At 60.9% G+C, this 12637-nt stretch carries 10 protein-coding genes and 1 tRNA gene; 8 read left to right on the top strand and 3 right to left on the bottom strand.

The features are described from left to right. Window positions 1–11: 11 nt before the first annotated feature. A tRNA-Arg gene (locus FGE05_RS28685) sits at window positions 12–88 on the bottom strand. 349 nt (window positions 89–437) lie between these two features. Between FGE05_RS28685 and gabD the strand changes: the two genes are divergently transcribed. From gabD to FGE05_RS28700, 3 genes are all read left to right on the top strand, one after another. Continuing rightward, window positions 438–1880, top strand: coding sequence for an NADP-dependent succinate-semialdehyde dehydrogenase (gene gabD, locus FGE05_RS28690; RefSeq protein WP_053190479.1), 1443 nt, complete (start codon window positions 438–440; stop codon window positions 1878–1880). Window positions 1881–2052: 172 nt separating this feature from the next. Then, complete coding sequence (gene gabT, locus FGE05_RS28695) at window positions 2053–3330, top strand: 4-aminobutyrate--2-oxoglutarate transaminase (protein ID WP_139650275.1); 1278 nt, start codon at window positions 2053–2055, stop codon at window positions 3328–3330. A gap of 140 nt (window positions 3331–3470) precedes the next feature. Then, complete coding sequence (locus tag FGE05_RS28700) at window positions 3471–4688, top strand: HDOD domain-containing protein (RefSeq protein WP_139650277.1); 1218 nt, start codon at window positions 3471–3473, stop codon at window positions 4686–4688. A gap of 126 nt (window positions 4689–4814) precedes the next feature. Here FGE05_RS28700 and FGE05_RS28705 read toward each other — a convergent pair whose 3' ends face one another. Together FGE05_RS28705 and desA are read right to left on the bottom strand one after the other, a co-directional pair. Beyond that, window positions 4815–5804 (bottom strand): sensor domain-containing diguanylate cyclase, encoded by a 990-nt coding sequence (locus tag FGE05_RS28705; protein ID WP_139650279.1) that lies wholly within the window; start codon window positions 5802–5804, stop codon window positions 4815–4817. Between the two features lie 199 nt (window positions 5805–6003). Beyond that, the gene (gene desA / locus FGE05_RS28710) at window positions 6004–7188 is read right to left on the bottom strand and encodes a delta-9 fatty acid desaturase DesA (RefSeq protein WP_139650281.1); all 1185 of its coding nucleotides are present in this window, start codon (window positions 7186–7188) and stop codon (window positions 6004–6006) included. 146 nt (window positions 7189–7334) lie between these two features. Between desA and dibA the strand changes: the two genes are divergently transcribed. From dibA to cysW, 5 genes are all read left to right on the top strand, one after another. Continuing rightward, the gene (dibA, locus tag FGE05_RS28715; RefSeq protein WP_139650283.1) at window positions 7335–9242 is read left to right on the top strand and encodes a phosphodiesterase DibA; all 1908 of its coding nucleotides are present in this window, start codon (window positions 7335–7337) and stop codon (window positions 9240–9242) included. Between the two features lie 239 nt (window positions 9243–9481). Next, window positions 9482–9664 (top strand): sulfur starvation response protein OscA, encoded by a 183-nt coding sequence (oscA, locus tag FGE05_RS28720; RefSeq protein ID WP_042732574.1) that lies wholly within the window; start codon window positions 9482–9484, stop codon window positions 9662–9664. 81 nt (window positions 9665–9745) lie between these two features. Continuing rightward, on the top strand, window positions 9746–10759 hold the full coding sequence (locus FGE05_RS28725) for a sulfate ABC transporter substrate-binding protein (RefSeq protein WP_139650285.1): 1014 nt from the start codon (window positions 9746–9748) through the stop codon (window positions 10757–10759). A gap of 176 nt (window positions 10760–10935) precedes the next feature. Next, window positions 10936–11754 (top strand): sulfate ABC transporter permease subunit CysT, encoded by an 819-nt coding sequence (gene cysT / locus FGE05_RS28735; RefSeq protein WP_139650287.1) that lies wholly within the window; start codon window positions 10936–10938, stop codon window positions 11752–11754. A 12-nt stretch (window positions 11755–11766) separates the two neighbouring features. After that, window positions 11767–12636, top strand: coding sequence for a sulfate ABC transporter permease subunit CysW (cysW, locus tag FGE05_RS28740; RefSeq protein ID WP_139650289.1), 870 nt, complete (start codon window positions 11767–11769; stop codon window positions 12634–12636). Window position 12637 lies beyond the last annotated feature (1 nt).

The raw sequence follows: 12637 nt of genomic DNA on the forward strand, positions 1-12637 counted from the left end.
GATCATCTGTATGGTGCACCAGGCGGGATTCGAACCCACGACCCCTGCCTTCGGAGGGCAGTACTCTATCCAGCTGAGCTACTGGTGCAACGCGGCGCCATGATACTCATATGCATGGCGGGCGTCCATGCTGCTGATTTGCCGTTGTTTTCCGGCTCTGAGGCATGTGTTGGCTACGCTGATCAGAAAAAACGGTCAATTTCGTCTTTTTCGTTCTTTTTTTCGAACAGCCTATTGTCCTTCACCCCCATCGGCCCTAGGATTCGTTTGAGATTTCAAACGCTCTTGTCTGGGTGCTGAACCGCACGTCTATGCTTGTTGTGCGTTATTTCTGTGCTTCAGCCCGGTGAATGATTTCCCTGACGGCAGCCCATAAGGCGCCTTTCTACAACTCTAATTCGCTCCGCGTGCGCGCGGTGCTGTTAAGGAAAGCCGACATGCAGCTTAAAGACACCCAGTTGTTCCGCCAGCAAGCCTTCATCGATGGCGCTTGGGTCGATGCGGACAATGGTCAGACGATCAAGGTCACCAACCCGGCCACGGGCGAAGTGTTGGGTACCGTGCCGAAAATGGGCGCTGCCGAAACCCGTCGTGCGATCGAAGCCGCCGACAAGGCCCTGCCGGCCTGGCGTGCGCTGACCGCCAAGGAGCGCGCCAACAAGCTGCGCCGCTGGTATGAATTGCTGATCGAAAACCAGGACGACCTCGGTCGCCTGATGACCCTGGAGCAGGGCAAGCCGCTGGCAGAAGCCAAGGGCGAGATCGTCTATGCCGCGTCGTTCATCGAGTGGTTCGCCGAAGAAGCCAAGCGCATCTACGGTGACGTGATTCCCGGCCACCAGCCCGACAAGCGCCTGATCGTGATCAAGCAGCCGATCGGCGTGACCGCCGCCATTACTCCGTGGAATTTCCCGGCCGCGATGATCACCCGCAAGGCCGGTCCAGCCCTGGCCGCCGGTTGCACCATGGTCATCAAGCCGGCCTCGCAAACCCCGTTCTCGGCACTGGCCCTGGTGGAACTGGCGCACCGTGCCGGCATCCCGCAAGGCGTGCTGAGCGTGGTCACCGGCAGCGCCGGCGATATCGGCGGCGAGCTGACCAGCAACCCGATCGTGCGCAAGCTGTCCTTCACCGGTTCGACCGAGATCGGTCGTCAACTGATGGCCGAATGTGCCAAGGACATCAAGAAAGTCTCCCTGGAACTGGGCGGCAACGCGCCGTTCATCGTGTTCGACGACGCGGACCTGGATAAGGCCGTCGAAGGCGCGATCATTTCCAAGTACCGCAACAACGGCCAGACCTGCGTCTGTGCCAACCGTCTGTACATCCAGGATTCGGTGTACGACGCGTTCGCGGAAAAACTCAAGGCCGCGGTCGCCAAACTCAAGATCGGCAACGGTCTGGAAGACGGCACCACCACCGGCCCGTTGATCGACGAGAAAGCCGTTGCCAAGGTCCAGGAGCACATCGCCGATGCCGTCGGCAAAGGCGCGACCGTGCTGGCCGGTGGCAAACCGATGCAAGGCAACTTCTTCGAGCCGACCATCCTGACCAACGTCCCGAAAACCGCTGCGGTAGCCAAGGAAGAGACCTTCGGACCACTGGCGCCGCTGTTCCGCTTCAAAGACGAAGCCGAAGTGATCGCGATGTCCAACGACACCGAGTTCGGCCTGGCCTCGTACTTCTATGCCCGTGACCTGGGCCGTGTGTTCCGCGTGGCTGAAGCCCTGGAATACGGCATGGTTGGCGTCAACACTGGCTTGATTTCCAACGAAGTCGCGCCGTTCGGCGGCATCAAGGCCTCGGGCCTGGGCCGTGAAGGCTCCAAGTACGGCATCGAGGACTACCTGGAAATCAAATACCTCTGCCTGGGTATCTGATCCTGCTGCAAGCGCAAAGGGCACGAGAGCGCTGTCCCTTTGCGTGTTCCACCTGTTCTGTTTCTTGTGGCCGGAACGCTGCGGCAGTCGATCATCGCATGCTGTCGCAGTTGCCTCCCCGCCATGTATTCCTTGGACTACGCCGACCGATGAGCGGCGAATGAGGACCGTAATGAGCAAGACTAACGCTGACCTGATGGCCCGCCGTACCGCTGCCGTTCCACGTGGCGTCGGCCAGATCCACCCGATCTTCGCTGAATCGGCGAAGAACGCCACGGTAACCGACGTCGAAGGCCGTGAATTCATCGACTTCGCCGGCGGTATCGCCGTGCTGAACACCGGCCACGTGCACCCGAAAATCATCGCCGCCGTGACCGAGCAGCTGAACAAACTGACCCACACCTGCTTCCAGGTCCTGGCCTACGAGCCGTACGTGGAACTGTGCGAAAAAATCAACGCCAAGGTGCCAGGCGACTTCGCCAAGAAAACCCTGCTGGTAACCACCGGTTCCGAAGCGGTGGAAAACGCCGTGAAGATCGCCCGTGCCGCCACTGGCCGTGCCGGTGTGATCGCCTTCACTGGCGCTTACCACGGTCGCACCATGATGACCCTGGGCCTGACCGGCAAGGTCGTGCCGTACTCGGCCGGCATGGGCCTGATGCCAGGCGGTATCTTCCGTGCGCTGTATCCGAACGAATTGCACGGCGTGAGCATCGACGATTCCATCGCCAGCATCGAGCGCATCTTCAAGAACGACGCCGAGCCGCGTGACATCGCTGCAATCATCATCGAGCCGGTGCAGGGCGAGGGTGGTTTCTATGTGGCGCCTAAGGAGTTCATGAAGCGCCTGCGCGCCCTGTGCGACCAGCACGGCATTCTGCTGATCGCCGACGAAGTGCAGACCGGCGCAGGTCGTACCGGTACTTTCTTCGCCATGGAACAGATGGGCGTCGCTGCCGACCTGACCACCTTCGCCAAATCCATCGCTGGCGGTTTCCCGCTGGCCGGTGTCTGCGGCAAGGCCGAGTACATGGACGCCATCGCCCCGGGTGGCCTGGGTGGCACCTATGCGGGTAGCCCGATCGCCTGCGCGGCGGCGCTGGCGGTGATGGAGGTATTCGAAGAAGAACACCTGCTGGATCGCTGCAAGGCGGTGGGCGAACGCCTGGTCAGCGGCCTCAAGGCCATCCAGAAGAAATACCCGGTAATCGGTGAAGTCCGCGCCCTGGGCGCGATGATTGCCGTGGAGCTGTTCGAAAACGGTGATTCCCATAAGCCGAACGCCGCTGCCGTGGCCCAGATCGTAGCCAAGGCGCGCGACAAGGGTCTGATCCTGTTGTCCTGCGGTACTTACGGCAACGTCCTGCGTGTCCTGGTGCCGTTGACCTCGCCAGACGAGCAACTGGACAAGGGCCTGGCAATCATCGAAGAGTGCTTCTCCGAACTCTGACGCAGCCAGCTGTGCACTGATCCACAAAAAACCCGCTTTTAGCGGGTTTTTTCATGTCCGGGCACCTATTCTCAACGTTCAAGCTGTCTGGAACGACGGTCATTGTCTAAGGTGCAGGTATTGCAAGGGAGCGATGCCGCATGACTGCTGTGGACTTACCCGCTGTACCCCGCGTGTTGATCGCCGAGGCCGACCCGGCATCCCGTGAGCTGCTGGAACAGGTGTTGTCGGGCTTGCGCTGCGATGCGCGGGTGGACATGTGCAGTGAGGGCAAGCAGGCGCTGGAATTGCTGGCGCATCATCCTTACGACCTGGTGATCGCCGACTGGGAGCTGCCGGGTGTCGATGGCTTGAGTATCCTGCGGGGCCTTCGCCATCAACAACGCACTCCGCCATTGCCATTCATCCTGATGAGCCGGCGCAATGACAGCGCCAGTGTACGAGAGGTATTGCCACTGGCGCCGGCCGCTTATCTGACCAAACCCTTGAACCGGGAAAGCCTGACCCAGCGTCTGCAAGGCTTGCTGTTGAGTGGCTCTGAAGACGTCGCCAGCGATGCGCCGACGCCTGGCCCCGCCCAGACCCTGGCGACGTATCTTGAGCGTCGGCGCGAGCAGTCCGAAGGCGCGCCGCTGATGACCGATGTGCAAGTGGCGGTCAAACGCAGCCTCAACCCCAGCGGCCTGGACCTGAAATTACTGGAAGAGGAAATTCGCACCGACCCGCAGATTACCGCCGTGCTGATCGCCGCGGCCAACAGCGCCGCCCAGCATCAGGGCGGCGGTCCGGTGCAAACCGTGGCCCAGGCGCTGCACCAGCTCGGCACCGGGCAGAGCATGAACCTGATTCTCGGATTGACCCTCAAGCGCTGTGCCCGACTCAACGATCCCTGCCTGGCGGACTATGCCGAGCGTTATTGGCTGTTGTCGCTGCACACCGCCGAATACGCCCGGACGATGGCTCGCTTGCTGGATCTGGATCAAGAGCGCTGTTATTGCGCCGGGTTGCTGCATCGCCTGGGTGAACTGGCGGTGTTGCGCTGTCTGGAGGAATGGAAGCGGGCCGATGGCGAACTGGATGAGCCGGAGGAAGTGGGGAACTCCCTGGCGCAGTACGGTGCCGGTTTCGGCTCGGCGTTGCGTACCCGCTGGCGCTTGCCACTGGAACTGCGGGAGTTGATTGCGGCGGTCTATAGCCTCGGCGGCGGGGTCTACTCCCGCGAGGCCCTGGTGATGAACATGGCGGCGCAAATGGCCCACCTGACCGAGCATGAAGGCCTCGAAGAGCTGGCCCGTGGACGCACGGCGCGTTTGCTGAAGATTGGCTTGCCGGAGTTGATGCGTTTGCGCAGGAAGTAAGAACGTCGATTCAACCCTGTGGGAGCGAGCCTGCTCGCGAAAGCGGTCTTGCATTCAACGATGCAGTGACTGTCAGACCGCTTCGCGAGCAGGCTCGCTCCCACAGGGAATTGTATAGGACGTCGGTCAGGCGACGATGATCCGATTCTTGCCCTGGCGCTTGGCTTCGTACATGGCGGCGTCAGCGCGCGAGAACAGGCTGTCGAGGGTCTGGTCTTCGTCGGTGATGCTGGTCAGACCCTGGCTGACGGTGATACCGAAACCCTGCTCCCCACTGCGGAAGGTCAGGCGCTGGATTTCCCGTTGCAGGCGCTCGGCCACTTGCATGGCCATGTCCGGGGCACAGCCGGGGAATACGGCGGCGAACTCTTCGCCGCCGATCCGTCCGAACAGGTCGCCTCGCCGGAGCACGGTCCGCCCGCTTTCGGCGATTTTCTGCAGCACGCTGTCGCCTTCCTGATGACCGTAGGTGTCGTTGATCACCTTGAAATCATCGATGTCCAGCAACAGGAACGCCATGGGCGTCCCTTGCAGTCGTGCCTGCTCGAATTCGCGGTGGGCGCATTCGAAGAAGTGGCGGCGGTTGCTGCTCTGGGTCAGCACGTCGGTGGTCGCCAGTCGCTGCAGCTCGCTTTCCAGCAGCTTCTTTTCGGTGATGTCTTCGGCGATGCCCACCACGATTACCGGCTGCCCCGATTCGGCCTGGCGGTTGATGAAGCATTTGTCGCTCAGCCAGCGGATCTGGCCATCGGCGGCGATGATGCGGTACTCGCGATCCTCCACGGCACCCTTGACCAGCACTTCGGCCAGGCTGCGCTCGGCATAGTCCAGGTCGTCGGGGTAGATTGCGTCACGCCATTCGTTGAAGTCGGCCAGTACCAGGCCGACGGGCCGGCCAAAAATCCGTTCGTAGGCGGGGCTGACGTAGAGCAGTTGCCGGGTTTCCCAGTTGAACGCCCAGAGCACCGCGTTGACGCTGACCAGTAACGAACTGAAGAGCTGTTCACGCTCGCTCAGGCGCGCCACTTCGCCTTGGGCGTGCATCAGCGCCATGAGCGTCTGGGCCGCTTCAGGCCAATGAGGTTGGGTTGAATCCTGCAGGTTCTTGTCGACCATTGGCACAAATCTCAAAGAGCGTGCACTGTTGAAGGTTCGCACGCGCTTGCTCCAAAGCCCGCCTGGATGGCGAAGTGCTCTTGAGATAGGGGATTCGAGACGAAGTTCCTTTTCAGGCGACGAAGGGGCGGGGTTTCGGCAGCCAAATCTGTGGGATCGTGCAGGAAAGAAAACCCCGCCGGGTGGCGGGGCTTGGTTATCAAGCCGTAGCAGGCCGCAACGAGTAGGTCTTGAGCTGATCGGCAAAGTCCCGCAAGGATTGGATACCGCTGATCTCGGCGTCGTGGACCCATTCCTTGATGGCCGCCAGCATGTCGTGGCCGTTGCTGCTGGTCTTGACCCAGATCTGCTGCAGGGCCAGGCGTTTTTCGTAGATCACCTTCAACGCCTGGCTGTGTTCCAGCATGTTCTGGATGCGCAGATGGTGACGGTCGTCCAGCAGGCTGGTTTCCCGCGACAGCAGGCGCTTGGCCCGATGGAATTGGTGGCGAACGGAATGATCGACCTTTTCCAGTTCCTGCTTGACCAGCGGGGCGATCACCAGCTTGCGGTACTGGGCCATGATCTGGAACCGGTTGTTGAGGATCGCGATAGCGGTGTCCATGTCCAGGTGGCCCTTGCCTTCGATCCGATGGGCAATCGGCGCGACCCGCTGGACCTTGGCCAGGCGCAGGAAGCGGAACACCTGGATCCAGGCCCAGCCCAGATCGAATTCCCATTTGCGTACCGACAGCTTGGCCGAATTGGGGTAGGTGTGGTGGTTGTTGTGCAGCTCTTCGCCACCGATCAGGATGCCCCAGGGCACCAGGTTGGTCGCCGCGTCGCGGCATTCGAAGTTGCGATAGCCCACGGCATGGCCCAGGCCGTTGACCACGCCGGCCGCCCAGACCGGAATCCACATCATCTGGATGGCCCAGATGGTGATGCCAATGGTGCCGAACAGCAGCAGGTCGATCACGCCCATGATCGCCACGCCCAGGAGCGGGTAGCGGCTGTAGAGGTTGCGTTCGATCCAGTCTTCGGGACAGTTCTTGCCGTAGATGCGCAGGGTTTCCGGGTTTTCCGCTTCGGCGCGGTACAGCTCGGCGCCTTTGCGCAGTACGGTGGACAGGCCTTTGACGACCGGGCTGTGGGGATCGTCGACAGTTTCGCATTTGGCGTGGTGCTTGCGATGGATGGCGGTCCACTCGCGGGTGTTCTGCCCTGTGGTCAGCCACAGCCAGAAGCGGAAGAAATGTTTGAGGCCGGCGTTGAGCTCCAGGGAGCGGTGAGCCGAGTAACGGTGCAGGTAGACCGTGACGCTGATGATCGTGACATGGGTCATCAGCAGGGTGACTGCCACCAGTGACCAGGGTGACAAGCCAAGAAAACCTTCGTACCACATAGGCTGTAGGGCCCTCGATAAAGATAGAAACAGCCGTTGCATTATCACCAGCCCTACAGATAAAACCAGTCGGCCTTTCAGATAAGAGTGGCAGGATGTTTCTTCCTCTATAATCCCGGCCTATTTATAAGGACATGGACGACCGAATGACTGCCCATCACCGCATTGCCATGCGAGAAGCGCTGTTTTATCTCGTGCTGTCAGTCGCCTGGCTGCAGCTGGTTGGTTATTTATTAAGCAATTTCTTCGATCAATCCGCCGTCAGGCAGAACTGGCAACTGATCAACGGTTATGTCTGGATGTTGATCAGCGCCGGGTTGATCTTCTTCGCGCGGGCGCGCATGTGCCAGTCGCTCGGCGAAGGCGGGCACACGGCTGATCGCGAACGTCTGCGCCAGGCCGCCGCTGTTTTCGACTGCACCCGCGAAGGGGTACTGGTGACTGATCGCAGTGGCCTGATCGTGCACGTGAACCGGGCCTTCATGGCGATCACCGGTTATGACCGGGACGAGGTGCTGGGCCGGCGTCCCAACCTGTTCAAATCCGGCCGCCACGGGGCGGATTTCTACCGCGACATGTTTGCCTCCCTGGACGGGCGGGGGGAATGGAGCGGTGAAATCTGGAATCGACGCAAGAGCGGTGAGATCTTCCCGCAATGGCAGACGATTCGCGCGCTTATCGACGATAACGGCCAAGTCAGCCAGTACGTTGCAGTGTTCTCCGACATCAGTGCAATCAAGGATTCGGAACACGAACTGGCGCACCTGGCTCACCACGATCCGCTGACCGGCCTGCCCAACCGCATGCTGTTTTCCGACCGCGCGGAACAGGCCCTGGCCTCGGCGCAACTGCACAAGCGCGGGTGCGCCCTGCTGCTGGTGGACCTGGACCACTTCAAGAACATCAATGACAGCCTCGGACACGCGGTGGGCGACGAGTTGCTCAAAAGCGTGGCCGAGCGGTTCCAGGCACTCTTCGTGCCGGGGGTGACCCTGGCTCGCCTGGGCGGCGATGAATTTGCCGTGCTGGTGGAGAACTGCTCGCAGCCGGGGCAGGCAGCGGTCCTGGCCCAACGTATTCTCGACACGTTGAAAGAGCCATTGCGGCTTGATGGTCATGCCCTGTTCATCAACGCCAGCATCGGCATCAGCCTGTTTCCGGGCGACGCCCTCAGCGCTGGGCAATTGCTACGTAACGCCGACTCGGCCCTGTTCAAGGCCAAGAGCGCCGGACGTGACGGCTACGCCTTGTACACCGAAGAACTGACCGCCCACGCTCAACAACGGGTCGAGATAGCCTCCGAATTGCGTCGTGCCCTCGCCCAGCAGGAGCTACGGGTGCACTACCAGCCGGTGCACGACCTGACGTCCAGTCGCCTGATCGGGGTCGAAGCGCTGGTGCGCTGGGAACATCCTGTACGTGGTTTGATCTCGCCGGCCGAATTCATCCCCGTCGCCGAGCGCACCGGGCTGATCGCCCAGATCGATGGTTGGGTCGTGGCCCAGGCCTGCCGACAGATGTGCCAGTGGCAGCAGGCCGGGATTGCGTTGACGTTCGTCGCGGTGAACGTTTCCAGCCGATTGTTCGCCCATCGTGAGTTGTACGAGCAGGTTTCACGGGTGCTCCATGAAACCGGTCTGGATCCGGCGTTCCTGGAGTTGGAGGTGACCGAAAGCGCGGTGATGGAAGACCCGGAAGTGGCGTTGGAGCAGATGCATCGGTTGCGGGAACTGGGTGTGCGGTTGGCGATTGATGACTTCGGCACCGGTTACTCATCGTTGTTGCGGCTCAAACGCCTGCCAGTGCAGAAGCTCAAGATCGACCAGGGCTTTGTCGCGGGGTTGCCGTGTGATGAAGACGACGCGGCAATTGTCCGGGTGATCATCGCCCTGGCCCGTAGCATGGGTATGCAGGTGCATGCCGAAGGCATCGAACAGCGCGAGCAGGCAGGATTCCTGCTGGAGCAGGGCTGTGGGATGGGACAGGGTTATTGGTTCGGACGACCGATGCCGGCGCAGCAGCTGGATTGGGAGCGGGCTCCGGCGATCACCTGACAGACAAAAAAACCTGTGGGAGCGAGCCTGCTCGCGATGGCGCCAGATCAGCAACATAGGTGTCTGACTGACACGCCGCCATCGCGAGCAGGCTCGCTCCCACAGGGTTTGCTGGTGATGTTTTTGGTTATATAAAAATTCTTAAATAGTCTTTTTAAGAATATCTCGGCTTATCTAGTATTGCTCCACGCCCCAGGCAGTGCCGCCCATTGCCGGGCATTCATTCAAGGAGCAGCAGTATGAGCGCATCCCTACGTAGCGTTGACGGCCAGGACGAAGCAACCATCTTGCGTGAGATCCAGAGCGCATTGCGCGACCTGCGCTTTGGCGCGGTGGAAATCACTGTGCACAACGCGCAGGTAGTCCAGATCGAACGCAAGGAAAAATTCCGCCTGCAGCAGCCGAGCCATAAGCCAGGCTGAAACAGTTTGGCTGTGGGGAATTCTCGAGACCATCCGATCTGCCAGAAACCATAAGAAATCAGCACTCCAGGAGCTTTCACCATGTCGTCGATTCGCCGTTATGCCTTGGCCGCTCTGGCCAGCGCTGTTTTCGCAGGTTCCGCCGTCGCGAAGGATTACGAATTGCTCAATGTGTCCTATGACCCGACCCGCGAGCTGTACCAGGATTACAACGCCGAATTCGTCAGTTTCTGGAAGCAGGCGCACCCGGACGACAGCGTGAAGATCCAGCAATCCCATGGTGGTTCGGGCAAGCAAGGCCGGGCGGTGATCGATGGGTTGCGCGCCGACGTCGTGACCCTGGCCTTGGCCGGCGACATCGATGAAATCGCCAAGTTGGGTAAAACCCTGCCGGTGGATTGGCAACAGCGCCTGCCGGACGCCAGCACCCCTTATACCTCCACCATCGTGTTCCTGGTACGCAAGGGCAACCCCAAGGGCATCAAGGACTGGGGTGACCTGATCAAGAATGACGTCTCGGTTATCACCCCGAATCCGAAGACTTCCGGCGGTGCGCGCTGGAACTTCCTCGCGGCCTGGGCCTATGGCCTCAAGGCCAATGGGGGGGACGAGGCCAAGGCCAAGGAATACGTGCAGGCGCTGTTCAAGCACGTGCCGATCCTCGACACCGGCGCCCGTGGTTCGACCATTACCTTCGTCAACAACGGTCAGGGCGACGTGTTGCTGGCCTGGGAAAACGAAGCCTTCCTGGCGCTGAAAGAAGAAGGTGGAGCCGACAAATTCGATATCGTCGTGCCGTCGTTGTCGATCCTTGCTGAACCACCGGTGTCGGTGGTGGACAAGAATGCCGAGAAAAAAGGCAACCTGCAGATCGCCGAAGCCTATCTCAAGCATCTGTACAGCCCGGCCGGACAGGAAATCGCCGCGAAGAACTTCTACCGTCCGCGGGACAAGGACGTGGCCGCCAAGTACGCCCGGCAGTTCCCGAAACTGGAGCTGGTGACCATCGACAAGGACTTCGGCGGCTGGAAAACCGCCCAACCGAAATTCTTCAACGATGGTGGTGTGTTCGACCAGATCTATCAGGCGCAGTAAGCTGGGCTGATCTGAAAAACCGGACATTGAATCTGTGGCAAGGGGATTTTGTGGGAGTAAGGCTTGCCCGCGATGAAGGCGATGCGGTCCTTTAGAAACCGAGTCGCCCCCATCGCGGGCAAGTCTTGCTCCCACCCAGTTTTGCTCCCACGGTGTGTTTTCAACCAAGGACTTTTATGTCGCGTCGCATCTCCCCCGTCATACCCGGCTTCGGGCTGACGCTGGGCTACACCCTGGTGTACCTCAGTCTGATTGTGCTCATACCGCTGGCGGCGATGTTCGTGCATGCCGCCCAACTCACCTGGGACCAGTTCTGGACGATCATTTCGGCACCGCGGGTGTTGGCTGCCTTGAAGCTCAGCTTCGGCACCGCGCTGTGCGCCGCGATCATCAACGGCGTGATCGGCACGCTGCTGGCCTGGGTGCTGGTACGGTATACCTTTCCTGGCCGCAAGATCATCGACGCGATGATCGACCTGCCCTTCGCCCTGCCCACCGCCGTGGCCGGTATCGCCTTGACGGCCTTGTATGCACCGACCGGCCTGGTGGGCCAGTTCGCCACCGACCTGGGGTTCAAGATCGCCTATACCTCGCTGGGGATTACTCTGGCACTGACCTTCGTGACGCTGCCGTTCGTGGTGCGCACGGTGCAGCCGGTGCTGGCGGATATCCCTCGTGAGGTCGAAGAGGCCGCCGCCTGCCTCGGTGCCAAGCCGTGGCAGGTGTTTCGCCATATCCTGATGCCGGCGTTGTTGCCGGCCTGGCTGACCGGTTTCGCCCTGGCGTTTGCCCGGGGCGTGGGCGAGTACGGTTCGGTGATTTTCATCGCCGGCAACATGCCGATGAAAACCGAGATCCTGCCGCTGTTGATCATGGTCAAGCTCGACCAATACGACTACACCGGCGCCACCTCCATCGGCGTGCTGATGCTGGTGGTTTCCTTCGTCCTGTTGCTGCTGATCAACTTGCTGCAGCGGCGCATCGAAACCCCATAAGGAGGCGCGAACATGTCCCAATCGTCTATTTCCGCGGCCTCCACCAACGCCGCCCGCCGCGGCAGCGCGACGTCACGACGGATCCTGATCGGCTTCGGCTGGCTGTTCTTTGCCTTGTTCCTGCTGTTGCCGCTGTTCATCGTGGTGTCCCAGGGCCTGAAGCTCGGCCTGGGCGCGTTCTTTACCGCGATCTTCGAACCCGACGCGCTGTCGGCGCTGAAGCTCACGGTGATCGCGGTGCTGATTTCGGTGCCGCTGAACCTGGTGTTCGGGGTCAGTGCCGCGTGGTGCGTGAGCAAGTATTCGTTCCGTGGCAAGAGCATGCTGGTGACCCTGATCGACCTGCCGTTCTCGGTCTCGCCGGTGATCGCGGGCCTGGTCTACGTGCTGATGTTCGGTGCCCAGGGCCTGTTCGGGCCGTGGCTGGCGGACCACGATATCCAGATCGTGTTTGCGCTGCCGGGCATCGTGCTGGCGACGATTTTCGTCACGGTGCCGTTCGTGGCCCGTGAGCTGATCCCGCTGATGCAGGAACAGGGAACCCAGGAAGAAGAAGCCGCGCGCCTGCTGGGAGCCAATGGCTGGCAGATGTTCTGGCATGTCACCGTGCCGAACATCAAGTGGGGGCTGATCTATGGCGTGGTGCTGTGTACCGCACGGGCCATGGGCGAGTTCGGCGCGGTGTCGGTGGTGTCCGGACACATTCGCGGGGTGACCAACACCCTGCCGTTGCACGTCGAGATCCTCTACAACGAATACAACCACGTGGCCGCGTTCGCCGTGGCGAGCCTGTTGCTGATCCTGGCGCTCTTCATCCTGCTGCTCAAGCAGTGGAGCGAAAACCGAATCAACCGCCTGCGCGCCAGCGCCGCGGAGGAATAAG

The sequence above is a fragment of the Pseudomonas sp. ICMP22404 genome (genome assembly GCF_006227205.1).
Classification (GTDB): Bacteria; Pseudomonadota; Gammaproteobacteria; order Pseudomonadales; family Pseudomonadaceae; genus Aquipseudomonas.